The sequence below is a fragment of the Bradyrhizobium sp. LVM 105 genome, from assembly GCF_003957705.1.
In the GTDB taxonomy this organism is placed as follows: Bacteria; Pseudomonadota; Alphaproteobacteria; order Rhizobiales; family Xanthobacteraceae; genus Bradyrhizobium; species Bradyrhizobium frederickii.
Genome location: NZ_QZMV01000013.1, coordinates 215536 through 232419, shown reverse-complemented (window position 1 = coordinate 232419; position 16884 = coordinate 215536). Strand labels below are relative to the sequence as shown.

Genomic DNA, 16884 nt, shown 5'->3' with positions numbered 1-16884 from the left:
GATTCGCGGGTCAATCTTGCCCGCCGTCAGGCAGAAACTCCACTTATCGCGCTGTTCAGATTTGCGGGACCAGCTCATGCTGCAGCAACAGGAACCGGGTTGCGGCGTCGTGGTTAATAGAAGTTTGGCAAAAGGAGATCGTCAGATGCCCCGTGCCAAGCCTCTATTAATTGCCGCCATCGTCGCAAGCTCATCTCTGGTGGTCCTCGCGCTAGAAGGCATTGCTAATGCCGGGTCCGGAGGCGCAGGCACGGGGACGGGCGCGAGTAGCGCCAGCGCTGGCCCGTCGGCACCCTCTGGAATGGGGACGGGGGCAAGTAACGCTGGTTCGTCAGCCACCCCAGGAATGGGGACGAAAGATACGGCCCCCGGCGGAAATCCAGGCATCAACGCCGAGCCGAGCAATCCGAACGTTCAGCCCGCCACGCCGGCGAGGTCGCGGGCGGCAGCCCAGGCCGCACGAAATGCAGGGGCTGGCCACGCGCATAATGGCCTGCCGATCGGTGCCGTCGGGAGCGGCACGAGCAAGGAGGACCAAATGGCCATTGGCCGAGCGTCATCCCGAAACAGATCCGGGCCGGCAACACAGGCCCAAGGAAACACCAACGTTGGTTCAGAAGGTCTGCCAGGGAGAGGCACGAGCCTTTCGGACGAGATCAGCCTTCCGCGCGCTGCACGAGCTGGAGACAAGGTGCTGGATGCTAAGGCGCAGGTCGCGCGACGGACGACTGTCTCCCCCAGACGCGTTCCAGGTCGGGCAAAATTGGGTTTGTAGGCGGGCAAGCCGCTTTCGGGGAGCTTGTGAGACCACAAGCAGGTGGCGCGATGAAAACTTGCCGGCTGCCTGCTCACGCTGCGCCAGATCCCAGTTCGCGATCGATATTTCCCTGTTCCGAGATGGCGTGCTTTGGCTGCAGCAGACTTGAATCTTCAGGACATTTCACGCGGAGCCCACTCGTCGAGTGGTGGGGTTTTAGTCCCGTTTTCCCTGATGGCGCTTTGTGGCAGCGCCGCAATTACCTTCGTAAGGAAATATCTGCCACTCCGTACTTCGCCGACTTGCGGACGGATCCTTGGTGCTATGCCGAAATTCACCGCTGATTTGATCTGCGCAAGTTCTCGCCAACGTTGGATTGAGAAGCGCAAATCTCAGATTCTTCGGTCGTCGTGGCGTTGGCAATCTTCGCGATATAGAATGCAGAATTGTTAGAATGACAGCGGTGATCGGCAACACGTCAGGTAATACGACGATTGCTGCCGGCGTGGTGCCGATGAGATGGTGCCGATGAGATCTACGCCGGTGCAGGCCTGACAATTTCCGTTTCGTCAGCATCTCAGCCGGTGCTGCCGATACCATTCACAATCTCGACGCTGACAATGATCGCTTTAAGTTATCGGGCATCGGCGTCGCCGGTGGTGACGTCGAGTCTGTGGATGGTGCACCTTTGCCCGGCGGTAACGAGGCTTCGGCCCACCTGCAGAATTTCGGGCCGGGTAACGACCATCTCCAGATCGATATCGATGCCGATGGAACGAGCCACATGGACGAGAGCCCGAAAAATGCGAGCGGCACGCTGCACAATGGCAGCTTCTTGGTGGCCCAAAGCCGAATGGCCTTAGGTCCGATCGACTAGCGCGGCGGCTTGCTCATCTCTCCCGCTTGCTTGCGGGAGAGAGAGGTTGGCGCGAAGCGCCGGGTGAAGCTCTTTAGGGATTGTCTCATTGCGGAAACACATTTGGTCTCAAACAAAACTGCCGCCCCTCTGGCAGGGAGCGGCAGTTGTGGGTCGTTGTTAGTTCAGCTGAGCCGAGCGCGGTCGACCTACCGCACGTACCAATATCCCCACCAGCGGTGGGACACCGGCCGTGCCTGCGCCTTCATGGCCGCGACTTCCTCGACCGGGCGAAGCTGGGGACCATAGATCGCGGGCGGGTAAACGTCATCCCACGGCACAACGCCGCCCTGGACGGCGGCCGCCCGGTGTGACGTAGCAAGCGCGAGCTCGGCGGCCGGTGCAACCGAGACCGTCACGGCGAGGCCAAGAGCGGCCAGGGCAATCGATGGAATAAGAGCGCGGAAGTTCATTGGATTGAATCCCTCGTAAAATGCGATGCGAAATAATGCGACGGGTTCCGGATGGTTGCAAGGGCATGGGCCGGCCGGTCGGCCCGAAATTTCCTGCTCGCGGGAAGCCGCGTCAGCCTTGCCCGACTGCAACGGTGTTGGAGAGGGCCTGCGAGGACGTCTCTCTCTATATATAGAGAGTGCTGCTCATGGAGGAATCTTTGCCATCGATGCACGCGAGATTACGCCGCGTGCACTCCGGAGGTCAGGCATGAACAATCTTTCGGCGCTAAGAGGTCGGCAAGAATCATGATGTCGACACACTGCTCGCTCTTGATAGGTTCTGGACTATCCAAGGCGACTCCCATGACTTCTGCATTCCTCTCCGCTTTCATTTTCAGCGCTGGACTCATCTCGGGATACGCGTTGCGTGCTTGGCGCATCGAGCGAAGTCCTGCGAGATCATCCCGTGACGCCTCGCGCCGAACGGCCGGTCCAACTCCCACCTCAACGTTCGGCCATGCCCGACGAGCCTTTTAGGCAGCATCCGACGCGCAGGCTGGACGCAGGATCTCTCATTGATACGAAGGGGGCATGATGAGATGAGCGAACCCAAGAGGGACGCGCCCCGGCGCTACATCGTGGATGGCGCGGGACAACGGGTGCTTGTCGGCCTGACGATCTCGGAGACGGTCGAGTTCGAAGCCCTGGATAATCCAGGCGCCCGCCTTGGCGCCGACTTGCTTGTCGAGCGGCGCAGTGTCCGTCAGGACGGACATGGGGAGCGTTGGCTGGAGCTCTACGTCAAGCACGAGCGAGCCTGGAACGATTGGATGGCCGAGACGCGTGCGCGGCTGGAGAAGCCCTGCTTGCTCAACTAAAGCATGATCCGGAAAAGTGCGCAGCGGTTTTCCGAAAAGGTTATGCTCAAACAATAACCTAAAGCGCGATGACGATTCTTCCTCATCATCGCGCTTTAGAGTCCAGTCAGGACATGTGAGCAGCCCTGCCGAGGCGCGAGCCGGCTTCGGCAGGCAATGGTAGGCCGTCGTCACCTCACACTGCGAGCATGCGGCTACCCTGGATACTCATCAGGGTCAGGTTGCCGGTCGCATAGGCGCCGGTGTCGATGTTGACCCGGTTCGCCAGGAATTCAGCGCTGCGGACCGGCGTATGGCCATGCACGATATATTTGCCGAATTGCTGCTCGCTGCGCAGGAATTCTTCGCGAATCCAAAGCAGATCGCGCTCGGCCTGCTCGGCCAGTGGCACGCCCGGGCGAACGCCGGCGTGAACGAAGAAGAAATCCCCGCAACTGAAGCTCAGCCGCAAATTGTCGAGGAATTCCAGATGTTCGGTGGGCATTGCCCGTATCAGATCGCGCATGATCGATGCGGGCTCGTCGCGCTTCAGGTCCGGCGGGGGGAGTCCGTAGGACATCAACGTCTGGGCGCCGCCCACCGCAATCCAATCCTCGAACAGCGAAGGATCCTCGAACACGCTGACAAGGAATGCCTCGTGGTTTCCCTTCAGGAACACCGCGTTTCCCCGACGGCTCCGTTCGACCAGGACGTCGAGCGTGGCGCGCGTATTCGGGCCGCGATCGATGTAGTCGCCCATGAAGACCTCGACCGCATAGCGCGGCCGGCTGCGGGCAACGTCGGCGTCGATCACCCGCAACATGGGCTGGAGCAGATGCGCGCATCCGTGAATATCCGAGATCGCATAGATGCGGACTCCCTCCGGCAATTGCGGTTTGGGAATCGGCGGACGCGGTCGGGCAAGAGATATCATGGCGCTCAATCGATCGGGTGGTCAAAAAAATTTCCCCAAGTCGCCGGCACCTAGGAGCTTCCATCCAACACGAACAGCGTGAATTCGGCGAGGGAGCATCCCTGTTCTCCGGCTCGATCACGCCAAAAGAAGGGCGCTGCAGTTTTTGCCGACCTGGTCATGCGGGCAGCGCGAATGATCGGTGCGCGAGAATTGCATTGCTGAGTGCGAGAGCGCGGCAAAGTTGCATGCCTGAGCCGAACTGTCAGCTGCACGCCCAGATAGAAAGTCCTCTGAATTCTCGCAAGTGACTCGTCGCGCTTCATCGGCGAATTGCGTCGCCTGAAAGATGAGCGACAAGCGCTCGCGCGACGATCAGGTACCGCGCAGGACGTGGAACTTGATTCAAAATAGGGCAACACGTTCGCTCCTATGTCATCACTGTGACGACATTTTCATCGCAACGAATTTCGCTGCGCATTTCAACGCGGCGCACGATCCTTGCGCCGCAAAAGTTTTGCGTGCAGCGCCACAATGTCGCTGCGATCACTCAACACTTTCCGTGCGGGGAAGTGACGAGTCTTCAGCATCACGATGAGCGTCAAGCACTCTCTCGATAGGCAGAGGTTCGAATGGCTGTTGCAACTTATGGTTCTGAAAACGCTCACACGCTGTCATCGACGCGCGGTGGCTCTCTTCAGAGGCCATTTCAGATCGTGGTCATGGCGGCTGACTTTCTGCTGATCTTGTTGAGCTATGCCGCCGGGGCTTCGTTGTACGGCGCAGCCGTCGCTTCGCCCAATGATGGCGCTTCGGTGGGAGCGGGGTTGTTCGTCGGCGTGGTGTTCGTGGCGGTCGCCTATTTCCGGGACGTCTACGCCACGCACCGTCTGCTCAACGTCGTCTGGCAGCTTCGAAAGGCGGTGCTGATCTGGCTGACGTCGCTGACGGTCCTTGCCGTTGCGGCCTTCTTGCTGAAATCGACGGACAATCTATCGCGCGGCACCGTCATCGTGTTCGCTGTGATCGGCGGACTTGGCCTGATCAGCCTCCGCTTCGTCTGGCAGGCGGTGTTCGGCACCAGCTTTGCGAGAAGCCGGCTGGTCGATCGCAAGGTGATCCTGCTCAGCCTCAAGCCGCTCGACTTCACGTCGAGCCGCTTCAAGGACCTGCGGAGGAATGGCTTCGACGTGATGCGCCATTTCGTGCTCGGAGCCGATCGGGATGACGGCCATTGGGAGCGGCAGATTCGTGACGTGATCCGTCAGTCGCGCTCGGCCGACGTCGACGAATATCTGCTTGCGATCGACTGGAACGAATTGCCGATGCTTCGCAAGCTGGGGCCATATTTGCGCGCGGTTCCACAGCCCATACGCCTGCTGCCGGACGACCCGGTCGCTGATCTCGTGGCCCGTCCATTCCTGCCGGTCAGTGGAACCGTCGCGGTTGAAATCCAGCGGCCGCCTCTCACCATCCTGGAGCGGCTACAAAAGCGCTGCCTCGACGTTGGCGTGGCCTTGTTCGCGCTGGTGATGCTGACGCCGTTGCTCCTGACCGTTGCCGTGCTGATCAAGCTGGATTCCCCCGGAAACGTCATATTCCGGCAATCGCGCCGCGGCTTCAACGGCAGGCCGTTCGAGATCTGGAAGTTCCGGACCATGACCGTTTGCGAGAACGGCGAGACCATCGCCCAGGCGACCAAGCGGGATGCCCGGGTCACCAAGATCGGGCGCTTCCTGCGCATGACGAGCATTGACGAACTGCCGCAGCTCTGGAACGTGCTGCGCGGGGATATGTCACTGGTCGGGCCGCGACCGCATGCGTTGGCCCATGACAATTATTATGACGAGCTGATCAGCAAGTATGTTTACCGGCACCACATGAAGCCGGGGTTGACGGGCTGGGCCCAGGTGAACGGGTTCAGAGGGGAGACGCCGACCATCGATCTGATGGAAAAGCGGGTCGAGTACGACGTCTGGTACGTCAGCAACTGGAGTATCTGGCTCGACCTGAAGATCATGGCCCGCACCGCGTCCGCCGTGATGTTCCAGGAAGCCTACTGACCCGACCCCAATGTCCCGATGATCTGAGGTGCTGGCGCTGGAACTCAGGTTCCGTCTCGTGTCGACCTGCCGAAGAGCCGCATGATCGCATCCCGCAAGGCCAGCAACGGCGGCACGAGCACGAAGAAAGCCCCCATCGCAACGGAAACGATAACATGGCGGATCGAGAATGGTTCGTCCTGCTCGATGTCCCGTCGGCTCGGATCGATGGGCGCGGGTGAGAGCGTCGGCGCCGCCATCGGCTGCCGGCGCGCCTTGCGTGGAGGAATCACGATCAACACGAACAGGATGTTGAGCAGGACCCAAATAGTCAAAATCGTCAGGACGATCAGCATTCCGAGCCCGCCGGAAAGGAACTACAAGTATGAGCCGAGATTAGCCTCAGGGAACCCAGAAAGAAAGATGCCCAAAGTTTCGGCATTTTGAGGCGTCGAGGACCGGATTGTCTCGTCTTATCGATGAACGTTGGCCGACTGGCGCACTGTCCTAGCCGTCACCGTCTTCGTCAATCCTTGCTTTTGGCTAGAGCAATAACCGCAAGTTGTGGATTCCGGGCGAATACGGAGGTCGGAGCAGCTCCCAGGGGCTTGGGGCAATCTCCGCTCGCGCAGGCGAAGGTGCGCTCGACCGCCTTCACCCAACAATTCCGCCAAGCGCGAACGAAAAAGGCCCGCTGCCAAATGGCAACGGGCCCGAGGTCGTTCCAGATCGGCCTGGGCGCGGCGCCGCCGCCTAGGTATGCTCGACGTAGTAGCTGTTGTGGTGCTTGCCCTTGTAGGCCTCGATGCGCTTGAGCATCTTCGGGTTCGCGCGGTTGAGCACGGCGCCGATCAGCTTCTTCTGGAGAACTTCCGAACCCGAAACCGACTCCTGCAGAGCGGTTCGCGTGGTCTGGCCCCATTCGATCACGTAGACCATGGCGTCGATCAGGAAGCTGACGGCCTTGGAGTCCGCCACCGGCATCACCGGGGCGAGATCGATCACGATGTACTCGTAGTGCTCCCTCAGCACCTTGAGCAGCTCGGCCATTGCCTTGGATCCGATGACGTCGGCCGAATTGACCATGCGCGAGGCCACTACGGAGGGCAGGAAATCCAGTCCCGTCTCCTTGCTTCGCTGCACGTGGTAGCCGAGGTTCGCGGGATCGTTGAGAGCCTCCACGAGGCCGGTCTTGGCGTTGGGCGCGAGCTCCCGCGTCAGCGAGCGCGTGTGCAGATCGCCGTCGATCAGAACCGTGCGATGCCCGGTGAGGGCGATCAGCTGCGCGAAATTGGCGGCCACCGTCGTCTTGCCCTCCTTGGGAAGGGAAGAGACGATGCCGATCACCTTGATCTCGCGGGTCAGACGCGCGACGTCGATCGAAACCTTGATGTTGCGCAAGGTCTCGGCAAAGCGTGAGAACGGATGATCGACGACGTAGCGGGAGAGATCGGGAGGGCCGGTCTTCGCTGACGTCGAGAGCAACGCGCCGGCCTTCGTCGGCGGACGTATGTCCGGCAGTACGCCGAGGCATTTCACGCCGAGCTCATCCTCGACCTCGCCGGGGGTCCGCAGCACGTCGCTCAGCAGTTCACGCGCAAATGCCGCGCCGAAGCCGAGGCAGAGGCCGCCGACCAGGCCGCCCACGAGGGCGAGGACCGTTCGCGGCGAGCTCTTGCGGTCCGGCTTGGTGGCGGTGCTGATGAGGCGGGCCTCGCTGAGGGGAAAGCTCTGGTTCTGCGTCGCGCTCTGCAGCTTTTCCAGGAAGTTGTTGTAGAGATTGCGGTAGGTGTCGGCGGCACTTTCGAGATCGCGCAGCTTGACCTCGGCCTGGCCCTTGTTGCCGGCCTGGGCGACGAGCTCCTTCACGTTCTTCTCGAGCGAGGCCTCCCGGCTCTTCGCGATCTCGTAGTCGCTGCGATAGGCGTCTGCGATCCGACGCAGCTCGTCGGCGATGTTCTTGCGCAGCTCCTCCATCTTGTTGGCCAGATTGACCGCCGCAAGGTGGGACTTGCCGTAGCGCCTGGACCAGTCGGCATATTGCGCCTGGAGGTCGAGATATTGAGCGCGCAGACGGGTGATCACCGAGTTGTTGAGGGCATCCGTCACGGTCGACTGCGCAACATCCTGATCGGAAATCGTGTCGATCCGGTCAAGCCGGGCCTTGGCTTCGGCGGTCGCAGCCCGCGCCTGAACTAGTTGCGTGTTGAGGTCGGACAATTGCTGCTCGGACATCAGGCCGCGGCTGGTTCCGACGATGTTGTTCTCGGCCTTGAAGGTCTGGACGGCGCGATCGCTGGCCGATGCCTGCTCGCTCAGCTCGAGGCTGCGCTGCTGCAGCCATTCGGTGGCCCGCTTGGTGGACTGATATTTGGCCTCCAGGGCGCCGACGAGATAGGCATTGGCGATCGCGTTGGCGATCTTGGCGGCTTTGTCGGGGCTCCGCGCTTTATAGCTCAGCGACAGGACATATGTCGTCAGCACGCGCTCCGTACGCAGATTCTTCTGAACCTGCTGGACGACCGCATGTTCGATTCGCTCCTGGCTTGCTGGTTCGCCGGAGCCGAATAGCGATGTCAGCTTGCCGATGATGATAGAGAGCAGGCCGGGATTGGAGCCGTTGAACTCCGGGTCTTCTGTCAGCTTCAGGCGGCGGACGACGGACAGAATGAGGTCGTCCGAGTTGATGATCTCCACCTGGCTGTCGACATAGCCCGTGTCGATCAGGGCGCTGCTGGCGTTGCTGTCCTTGTCCAAAACTTGCGTCTGCCGCGTATCCATCATGATGCGGGCATTTGCCGTAAACATGGGCTGCGCCATGGCCAGGTAGACGATCACCAGGGCCAGCGAAGCTCCCGTACACACCGCGATGATCGGCCATTGGCGGCGAAGGACGTCGGCCACGCGCTCGAAGCTGAGGACCGCCCCGCCGAATTCGATGCCGAATCGGTGCCCCGACTGGAAATGTTCCCTAGGCTGGTACATGTGCTAATTCGCTGCCTTTGACGATCATGGATCAATTCGGAAGGGGGACGGGCTTGAATGGATTGGCCAGCTTGGTTCTCCACTCGCCTTCGAGCAGTGCTCCGCCGCGGCCCGGCTGCGGCGAGGTCTTGATTTGCGATTGGACCTGGACGCCGGAGCTGTCGTCTCCTGCGGCGGAATAACCGGCCTGCACGTTGAGATCACCGATCCGCTGCACGAAATCCCTGATCTTGCGCGAGGCGTCCGGCTTGGTCGACGTGCAACGTGCTTCGGCAATGCGCAGCGCAGCGCCGATGGACGAGCGATCGGTTGAGGTCGAGGCCGAGATGAGCGTCTGCACGGACGGCAGCACCGACGGATTTGTGGCGACATAGCGCGCGAGCCAATACCGCAACTTCTCCTTGTCATTGCGCAGCCGCTCCAGGAGCGAGGAGGGCGACTTCACGAAGGTGTCGAGTTCGAGTTGCGAGGCGCGGTCCGAGAATTCGACGCACTGCGCGCGGCAAGCTTCGACACTCGAGACAATCAGCGCAAAACCGATCAAGACAATCGCCAGCCATCGCGGCTGTGCATGACGACGTGTTAGTCCGCGGCCCATCCGTGTTCCTTGCTTCTGTTGCAATAAGAGAACAGGCGAAACTTGGCAGGTAACTGTGTCATCTTTTTGTGCGACGCAAAAGCCGATGCAAAACCGTCGACAAACCGACGGCGTTGTCTGCTTTCTCGCCGGTTGTAGAAGAAAGATTTACAATGCCTGCGAGATCGGCAGGTCGCGCTCAGGAATGTTGCAAACTGAAAAGATATCGGGCGCGCGGCACGGCCGCTCGTCGCAAAACCGACACAAGTCGTGACGCGCGCTTATTGTTCCCCCGGGCGAGAGAGTTTTTCGTGCGACATCTGCACGCAGACAGATCAATGGTGCTGCGAAGAGCATCGATCGCAACAGTGCCGAATTTCGCGCACACTTTGCGCGCAAATGCTCGCAATCATCACATCCGGATCGGCTTGCGCGCCGAAGCAGGGGCGCGTCGGATGAAAAGTGGCATGAACTTGGCGCTCGCATGTCCGAAAAATCTGCGAGCCTTGAAAATATCGTCGGGCGTCATGCATCGAATGCCAGTCCGCGATCGCAGAGATTGAACACGCGCGAGACCTGATACACACTGCTGCGATGCAACAGCGACGGAATGTTGATGTGACGGAGTTGGTTCATCGTGAGAAGGCGCATGTCCAGCCGCTCGACAGTATCCGGGGGATCGCCGCGACTTCGGTGGTGATCCACCATCTGCTGCTGATGCCGACCTTTCTCGCGGCATTCCCGCACAACGCCTGGATCAACTGCTCCTTCTTCAGGAGTGCATGGTTGCTGGTCGATCTGTTCTTTGTTCTCAGCGGAATGGTCATGGCGTTGAGCTACATCGAGAACGACTTCACGCGCTTCTCGCTGCGCGAATTCATGATACGGCGCCTGGCGCGAGTCTATCCGCTGCATATCGTCATGCTGCTCGCAAACCTCGTCTTTCGCCTGCTGCGCATCGGCCTGGTCATGGCGGGCGTCGTGGTCGCCGCCCCGACGGTTTTCGAGGTGAACAACGCCTATTCGTTCGGCCTCAATGTTCTGCTGCTGCATTCGATGGGCTTCATCGACTATCTCAGCTGGAATGCGCCGAGCTGGAGCATCAGCGTCGAGTTCTACACCTATTTCGTGTTTGGTCTGATCGTTCTCTTTGCCCTGCGCATGGGCTCGCTATCGTGGTTCTATGTGCTCTCCGGGCTGATCGCGGTCGGAAGTCTGGTCTTCATCATCTTCGTGCTCGAAAAGAGGAGCCTCGAGCTTCAGACGGATTTCGGCCTTCTACGCTGCTTCGTCGGCTTTTTCCTGGGCGTGTTGATGGTGAAGATCGTCGATCGCCTGCGTGCAAAGCCGGGCGCTGCCGTGCAGGGCGTGCTGCAATTCGTCGCCATGATCGCGAGCATCGTCCTGGTGTCCCTGGCAGAGACCAATCCTGCGGCGACTTTCCTCGCACCAGTGATGTTCGCGATCTTCCTCGGCAGCTTGCTCTCCTTTCCGGATGCGCTGCTAATGCCGCGGATCCTGGTGGCCAAGCCGCTGATCTGGCTGGGGCGCCGCTCGTACTCCATCTATATGGTGCACGCGCTCGTGGTGCTGCTGGCTGAATATTTCGTGCGGGGCGTGGGAGCGGGGCGAATCGCCGCCCTGGATTCGATCTGGGCAGGCCTGCCGGCTACGCTGAATCTCGTCGTTTCACTGGCGGCCGTGCTCGCGGTTTCGCACCTCACCTATCTCTATGTCGAAATTCCCGGCGGCAGGTTCCTGCGAAATGCATTCGGAAGCCCCCCGGATTTTGCGCCATCCCCCGCCCGATCGGCGCGGCTGAGCAACTGAGCCGCGCATGAGCACCTTCGCGCTGCAACCCCGCAGGATGATGCTGATCAGCCTCAATATCGAGGCGATCGCGCTCGCAGCCTATCTGGTCCGGGATGCCTTCGGCGGTATGATGCGGTACTACACCAGCATCATGCATTTGGACGCGCTTTGGTTCGTGCCGGATGGCATTGCGCTTGTGTGCCTGGTCCAGTTCATCGTGCATTGCATCTTGCGCAATCGCAGTATCATGGCTGCAGTTGTCCTCGTGCAGATCATGCTGTCGCTGGTGCTCGGCTACTTCATGCTGGGGACGGTCAACGCGGCGATGTCGTCGTTTAAGATGATGCTCCCGGTGTTCGTCGGATTTTGTTTCTGCGACACCAGTCTGGGCTCCTACAAAAAGTTGCTGTCGGTCATCGCCGCGACGTTCTACCTCTCGCTGATCGGCGTGCTGCTGACGAAATTCTACTTCATGCCCTGGGTCGGATACAAATATGAGTCCTTCGGCGCCGTTCGTGAGGCGGGTCGCTTATGGTGGGCCTATGGCGGTGACGATCAGCGTCTCACGGGCTTTGCTGCCGAAAGTACCATGGCGGCCTTCTTCATACTCGTGTCCTTCGCAATTACGTCGATCCGTAAGAGCACGATTTGGTGCCTTCTGTACGGCTCTCTTGCGGTCTACATCATCCGTCTGACGACCAGCAAGACGACCATGATCGTCCTCGTGCTCTACTTGATTCTGCTGGTGTTCGTGCGGATGCTGCCGGAGAAGTCGCGCTTCTCCGCGATACGGAACATTGCATTGTGGTCGTTTGCCGCGATCCTGGTGCCGTTCTTCATGATCGTGCTTGCTTCGGGTACCGCCGCGGTGCCGCACACGACCCTGTTCAGCATCGTCGACCGCATCAACAACAGCTGGCAACTGCCGTTCGTCTACCTGAGCCAGCTCATGCCCGTTGGTCTCGTGACCGGCTGCGGCGTGGGCTGCTTCAACTATCCGCAGAAGCTGTTCTCGCCGCTCGCCCCCTTCTGGGTTCCCGTCGACAATTTCTATATCGGCACGTATCTGATGTTCGGACTCCCGTTCGTCGCATTCATGGTGATGGTATTCCGGGCGACGTTCGGCACGACCGACGTCTACAAGCTGACGCTGATCTTCGTCGTCAACTTGTTCACGATCACCGTGCTGAATTACGGCCCCGCGTCCGGCCTGCTGATCATCGCGTTGAGCTTCAGCGAGGTGTTCTCGCGGCGCGCGGCCACCGCGCGGGCGGGCGACGCCGTGCCAATCATCGTACGGCCACCGATGCCGTCATTAGAAGGCTTCCGCCCGGATGTACCGGCGGCGAGCGGAAGCAGGTGAGAACGAACAATGCATAAACGGCTCGCATTCATCGACACACTGCGCGGCATTGCCGTGCTGGCCGTCCTGGTCCAGCACGTATTCGAGGTCATCCTGGAAAAGCACCCGACGGGTGTCTATTACGGGCCCCTCCACGACATATTCGGCTACTACATGAACTTTGGCCGGTTCGGCGTCGTGTTGTTCTTCTTCGTGAGCGGCTTCGTCATTCCGTTCAGCTTCCCGGACAGCGCCACGCCTGTGCGCGATTTTACGATCAGCCGCTTCTTCCGGCTCTATCCGGCTTATTGGACTTCGATCGTTGTCGGGCTCGTGTCGGTGCAGCTGCTGGATTCGAAGAGTTTTCCGCTGGGGCAGATCGCCGCTAACGTGACGATGTTGCAGACTTTCGTGAACGTCCCGAATCTCTGGGTGTTCTACTGGACCCTGGCGATCGAACTCTTGTTCTACGTCGGATGCACCATTCTCTTTGCGATGGGGCTGCTCAACCGGCGCTTCACGGCGGTGACCATCGTCGTTGCCGCCGCGCTGGTGGGAACCACAGCTGCACTTTTCGTTGAGAGCAGGGCAGTGTCCTCGGTGATGGAGGTCGGCTTGAACCTCTCGGCGATGTTCCTGGGCAAGATCATCCGCGACACCGTCATTGGCGGCAAGCTGCGGTGGACGCATGTGACCGTCTGCACGCTTCTGTATGCGGTCTTCGCCGCCACCCTGTCCGACCGCCGGTTCGGCGGCGTGTATCACGAGAATTTCTTCTACAGTTATTCGATCGGATCGGCCTATATCTGCGCGGCGCTTGTCTTCATCGGCTTTGCCGTGTTCGGCGAACGGATGGCCTGGCGCCCGATGGCATTCGTCGGCGTGATCAGCTATTCGGTCTATCTGATGTCGCCGTTCGTGATTGTCTACGTCCATCGCCTGGTATGGTTCGGCGACGGACCCCTCGGATGGTCGATCTTCCTGGTCGTCATCCTGGCATTGTCGATCCTCGTCAGTTGGATGACATACACGTTCATCGAGAAGCCCAGCATTTCCTTCGGGCAAAGATTCCGCTCCGCGCGAAGAAAGCCTGTCGTCCTCGAGCCAGTGCTCAGCACCCAGGGTGCCGCAGAGTGATCAAGGCACCTCACCAGCCGGGCGCCGCCTATGACGGATCGTTCATTCCGTCGGTCCAGGGCCTGCGCGCCATCGCGGCGCTGAGCGTGCTGATGGACCATTTCTACGATATGCCGAAGGGCGGGATGTACGACATCCCGGATCCCGGCTTCCTGCCGCCGCTCTGGTCCTGGCTGCAATCGGTGATCAATGTCGGCGGGCACGGCGTCGAGCTGTTCTTCATGATCAGCGGATTCCTGATCCCGGCCAGTCTGATACGCCACGGTTCGCTGTCGCGGTTCTTCTTCGACCGCGTCCTGCGCATCATGCCGGTGTTCGTCGTGCTGCATCTTGCGCTGTTCGCGATCGGGCCGATCGTGGCCTACAAATTCTTCCGCGGGATCGATCTCACCAGCTATCTCGGGATCTTTGCGGCCAACCTGTTCTTCGTGCAGGACGCGCTCGGGTTGCCCATTGCCCAGCAGAATGCGTGGACGTTGACCTATGAGTGGGCATTCTACATCTGGTTTGCGCTGACATTCTCGATGTGGCGCGCTGGGGGCAGGCTGCTGGCGGCGCCTCTCATCCTGCTGGGCGTGGCCTGCCTGATGCGCTGGCCGATCACCGCGTTCTTTTGCATTGGGATGCTGTTCAGCGCGACGGGATTTCGCATTTCCATTCCCGGACGGCTCGGTCTGGTCGCAGGGCTCGTCTGCGGGGCCGCGCTGTATGCGAGCCTGGTGCTGTTTCATCCGTTCGTAGGGCTCATTCCCGGATTTCTACTGTTCGCCATGGTGCTCGCCCCGGAATCAGGCCTCGGGAAGGCCCTGAGTACGCCGGCGCTTCAATACATCGGCAAGATCAGCTACAGCCTCTATCTCGTGCACCCCTTCGTGCTCTTCCCCTTGCAGGTGGTTGGCCTGAAGCTGGTTGCCGCCGGCGTCGACCGCTGGCTGCTATGGGCGGCTTTCATCGGACTCGGGCTGGTGTTGTCACTGGCTGCAAGTGCGATCAGCTATGAACTGATCGAAGTCCGGCTGAGACGCTTGCTGGACGGCGCGTTCCGCAGCACGTTCTTTCGACCGCTGAAAGTGGGGCAATCGGCTTGAGAGAGCGCGTGTCGCGCTCACTTCACGGTACGACCGGCGAGCCTGTGATAGGATCCAAGCAACCGTTCGGCAATGTGATCCCAGTTCAGGGGCCCGGCCGCGGTCTGCCGCGCGCCGTCAGCCAACGTTGCGGCGAGTGAATTCGACGTCAGCACGCGCTCGAGTGCATCGGCGAGCGCAGTGGCATCGCCGGGAGGAACCAGGAGACCATTGACGCCGTCCGTCACGACGTCGGGAATGCCACCGGTGGCGCTGGCGACGACGGGACGCGCATTCCCATAGGCGGATGCGAGCACTCCGCTTTGTGATGCATCCTTGTAGGGCAAGGCAACCACTGTAGCAGATTGAAATAGACGTCCGGTATCCGCAGGTGAAATGTAGGCATTGATGGTCTTGACCGTCGGCATTGCCTCCATCCGGGCGCCGAGCCGTGTCATCTCGGGGCCGCGCCCGGCGACGATCGCTTCATGCGCGACACCGCGCTGGGCCAACATATCGATCGCGTCGATGAAGACGTCGAGGCCCTTGTAAGCCCACATCCGTCCAAAAAACAGGATGCGCCCGGGTTCCGGCTCAGTGAACGAGCTTTTGTCCGACGGAACCATGAGCACGCCGTGCATGCTGGAAACCGTTTCGCCCTTGAAGTCGGGCGTGGCGCGATGAAAATCGGCAATGCAGCTCTCGCCGTGCGTCGTGACGATCGAGGCGGCCGCACGCATGCGCCCGCGCCAGGCATCTTCACGGGGCGAGGTGCCGGAGCCGCCCTCCGAGTGCGGGATAGCATCGTGAACGGTCAGCACCAGGGGAATGCCGAGCGGACGCAGGAGCTGAATCAGCTTGGACGTGTAGATCTCAGGAACTTCGTGACAATGGATCACGTCCGGGCGAAAGGATATTATGTCGATGAACGAGGCAGGAATGCCAATTGCGCCGCCGCGCCGCAGGCTGAGGTCGCGAATTCGTGTCTCGAACGGCGCCGTCACGGCGATATCGGCAAGTTCCCATTGCTGGTTCGCGTCTTTGCGATTGAGCACAAGCCGAACGTCGCAATGATGCGCCAATCCCGATGCGAGGCGGTAGGAATATTCCGCAAAATGCGGCGCGTAGATGGCCACGCGGAGGCGCTTGGCCATGTTAGTTCTTTCCGCTCCAGAGGTCGATCGGGAATGCATTCATCAAGGCACGATGATCAAAGTTAAGGCGCGCAGCTCCCCCCATCTCGCGACCTTCGTCAATACTCGTCGCAAACTCGACGGCGAACCGGCCGGTGCCCTCATAATAGTCATGATACTTGAACTCAGCCTCTCCGCTGCTCAGCCGTACGTATCGAGCCGGTATCCCGAATGCCTCGGCGACGATGATGCCGTGGAGCGAGCTGGCCAGAACCAGTTCAGCTTCGAGAATGGCGTCAATTCGCCGGTTCCAGGATCCCAGCGGTGAGACCACCGTATCGGCGGCAGGGTCGACGAGGTTCAAATCGTGCAAATTCGGAACAAACACCCACGGCTTCTTGGCTGTGGGGTGAAAGCGATTGGGGAACAGCTGAGGAAGCAGCAACGCCGGGTCTCCGAACACTTCGGGGACTGCGATGCCCCGGCGCTGCAGAACCTCCCGGGTACGGGGGCCGCGCACGGCTCGCACGTCCAAATTCTGCACGCGATGGTTGAGGTCGCCTTGGCCGGCGCGCCCGTTTACGCCGCTTCCCCAGATCACATCGCCATTTCGCGCGTAGTGGAGCACGGAGCCGATCGCGAACAAGCGCGTTTGCCGCGGCACCTCATCGGCGAGCGTATAGCCGAATTGCCGCAAGAGATGGTCAACGACAACGATCGAAAGATGATCACCGAAATTGATCGTTCCGTCGTCGGGACGCCAGTAGAACAAGTCCACGTGCGGATAGGGCAGTTGATGAATAAAGTCGCAGCCGACCTCGTTGATCAGCCGTCGTAGATTGCCTCGAAAATTCATGCTGCCTCGGATGTAGCTGCTTTCTTGCCGTAGTGTCCTCGTAAACAAGGCGACTATTGGACCATAGCAGCCAATGGCTCATCGACGAATGTCGA

Annotated in this window: 15 protein-coding genes; 7 read left to right on the top strand and 8 right to left on the bottom strand. The window is 60.3% G+C overall.

Annotation, left to right across the window (positions count from 1 at the left end):
- The first annotated feature begins 1445 nt into the window (after window positions 1-1445).
- A complete protein-coding gene (locus D6B98_RS29675; protein ID WP_126260571.1) occupies window positions 1446-1634 on the top strand; it encodes a hypothetical protein in 189 nt (62 codons plus the stop codon).
- Between the two features lie 188 nt (window positions 1635-1822).
- Here the strand turns inward: D6B98_RS29675 and D6B98_RS29670 are convergent, their stop codons facing one another.
- Window positions 1823-2086: a hypothetical protein gene (locus D6B98_RS29670; protein WP_126260570.1), complete on the bottom strand. Its 264-nt coding sequence runs from the start codon at window positions 2084-2086 to the stop codon at window positions 1823-1825.
- A 581-nt stretch (window positions 2087-2667) separates the two neighbouring features.
- Here D6B98_RS29670 and D6B98_RS29665 point away from each other — a divergent pair.
- Window positions 2668-2946 (top strand): hypothetical protein, encoded by a 279-nt coding sequence (locus D6B98_RS29665; RefSeq protein ID WP_126260569.1) that lies wholly within the window; start codon window positions 2668-2670, stop codon window positions 2944-2946.
- Between the two features lie 175 nt (window positions 2947-3121).
- On the opposite strand, the gene D6B98_RS29660 is transcribed toward D6B98_RS29665, so the two are convergent.
- Entirely contained in the window at window positions 3122-3859 is a 738-nt protein-coding gene (locus tag D6B98_RS29660; RefSeq protein WP_126260568.1) for a metallophosphoesterase, read from the bottom strand.
- Window positions 3860-4320: 461 nt separating this feature from the next.
- Window positions 4321-4443, bottom strand: coding sequence for a hypothetical protein (locus tag D6B98_RS41520; protein ID WP_283810170.1), 123 nt, complete (start codon window positions 4441-4443; stop codon window positions 4321-4323).
- A gap of 27 nt (window positions 4444-4470) precedes the next feature.
- Here D6B98_RS41520 and D6B98_RS29655 point away from each other — a divergent pair, with 27 nt between their 5' ends.
- Complete coding sequence (locus tag D6B98_RS29655; protein ID WP_126260567.1) at window positions 4471-5901, top strand: undecaprenyl-phosphate glucose phosphotransferase; 1431 nt, start codon at window positions 4471-4473, stop codon at window positions 5899-5901.
- 44 nt (window positions 5902-5945) lie between these two features.
- Here D6B98_RS29655 and D6B98_RS29650 read toward each other — a convergent pair whose 3' ends face one another.
- From D6B98_RS29650 to D6B98_RS29640, 3 genes are all read right to left on the bottom strand, one after another.
- A complete protein-coding gene (locus D6B98_RS29650; protein WP_126260566.1) occupies window positions 5946-6236 on the bottom strand; it encodes a hypothetical protein in 291 nt (96 codons plus the stop codon).
- A 397-nt stretch (window positions 6237-6633) separates the two neighbouring features.
- Window positions 6634-8865 (bottom strand): Wzz/FepE/Etk N-terminal domain-containing protein, encoded by a 2232-nt coding sequence (locus D6B98_RS29645; protein ID WP_126260565.1) that lies wholly within the window; start codon window positions 8863-8865, stop codon window positions 6634-6636.
- 31 nt (window positions 8866-8896) lie between these two features.
- Entirely contained in the window at window positions 8897-9409 is a 513-nt protein-coding gene (locus tag D6B98_RS29640; protein ID WP_235884986.1) for a hypothetical protein, read from the bottom strand.
- Between the two features lie 651 nt (window positions 9410-10060).
- Here D6B98_RS29640 and D6B98_RS29635 point away from each other — a divergent pair.
- The 4 genes from D6B98_RS29635 to D6B98_RS29620 are packed head-to-tail and all read left to right on the top strand — an operon-like array spanning window position 10061 to window position 14821.
- Entirely contained in the window at window positions 10061-11272 is a 1212-nt protein-coding gene (locus tag D6B98_RS29635) for an acyltransferase family protein (RefSeq protein ID WP_235884987.1), read from the top strand.
- Window positions 11273-11279: 7 nt separating this feature from the next.
- On the top strand, window positions 11280-12617 hold the full coding sequence (locus D6B98_RS29630) for a hypothetical protein (RefSeq protein ID WP_126260564.1): 1338 nt from the start codon (window positions 11280-11282) through the stop codon (window positions 12615-12617).
- A gap of 9 nt (window positions 12618-12626) precedes the next feature.
- Window positions 12627-13733 (top strand): acyltransferase family protein, encoded by a 1107-nt coding sequence (locus tag D6B98_RS29625; RefSeq protein WP_126260563.1) that lies wholly within the window; start codon window positions 12627-12629, stop codon window positions 13731-13733.
- On the top strand, window positions 13730-14821 hold the full coding sequence (locus tag D6B98_RS29620) for an acyltransferase family protein (RefSeq protein ID WP_126260562.1): 1092 nt from the start codon (window positions 13730-13732) through the stop codon (window positions 14819-14821). The genes D6B98_RS29625 and D6B98_RS29620 overlap by 4 nt, the downstream gene beginning before the upstream one ends.
- A gap of 17 nt (window positions 14822-14838) precedes the next feature.
- On the opposite strand, the gene D6B98_RS29615 is transcribed toward D6B98_RS29620, so the two are convergent.
- Together D6B98_RS29615 and D6B98_RS29610 are read right to left on the bottom strand one after the other, a co-directional pair.
- Complete coding sequence (locus D6B98_RS29615) at window positions 14839-15954, bottom strand: glycosyltransferase family 4 protein (RefSeq protein ID WP_235884988.1); 1116 nt, start codon at window positions 15952-15954, stop codon at window positions 14839-14841.
- A gap of 1 nt (window position 15955) precedes the next feature.
- Complete coding sequence (locus tag D6B98_RS29610; protein WP_126260560.1) at window positions 15956-16789, bottom strand: polysaccharide pyruvyl transferase family protein; 834 nt, start codon at window positions 16787-16789, stop codon at window positions 15956-15958.
- Between the last annotated feature and the right edge of the window lie 95 nt (window positions 16790-16884).

What these genes read in the sequence shown, in the direction of transcription:
- D6B98_RS29650 (WP_126260566.1), bottom strand. Translation starts at nt 6,236, where the DNA reads ATGCTGATCGTCCTGACGATTTTGACTATTTGGGTCCTGCTCAACATC.
- D6B98_RS29625 (WP_126260563.1), top strand. Translation starts at nt 12,627, where the DNA reads ATGCATAAACGGCTCGCATTCATCGACACACTGCGCGGCATTGCCGTG.
- D6B98_RS29630 (WP_126260564.1), top strand. Translation starts at nt 11,280, where the DNA reads ATGAGCACCTTCGCGCTGCAACCCCGCAGGATGATGCTGATCAGCCTC.
- D6B98_RS29665 (WP_126260569.1), top strand. Translation starts at nt 2,668, where the DNA reads ATGAGCGAACCCAAGAGGGACGCGCCCCGGCGCTACATCGTGGATGGC.
- D6B98_RS29670 (WP_126260570.1), bottom strand. Translation starts at nt 2,086, where the DNA reads ATGAACTTCCGCGCTCTTATTCCATCGATTGCCCTGGCCGCTCTTGGC.
- D6B98_RS29645 (WP_126260565.1), bottom strand. Translation starts at nt 8,865, where the DNA reads ATGTACCAGCCTAGGGAACATTTCCAGTCGGGGCACCGATTCGGCATC.
- D6B98_RS29615 (WP_235884988.1), bottom strand. Translation starts at nt 15,954, where the DNA reads ATGGCCAAGCGCCTCCGCGTGGCCATCTACGCGCCGCATTTTGCGGAA.
- D6B98_RS29610 (WP_126260560.1), bottom strand. Translation starts at nt 16,789, where the DNA reads ATGAATTTTCGAGGCAATCTACGACGGCTGATCAACGAGGTCGGCTGC.
- D6B98_RS29655 (WP_126260567.1), top strand. Translation starts at nt 4,471, where the DNA reads ATGGCTGTTGCAACTTATGGTTCTGAAAACGCTCACACGCTGTCATCG.
- D6B98_RS29660 (WP_126260568.1), bottom strand. Translation starts at nt 3,859, where the DNA reads ATGATATCTCTTGCCCGACCGCGTCCGCCGATTCCCAAACCGCAATTG.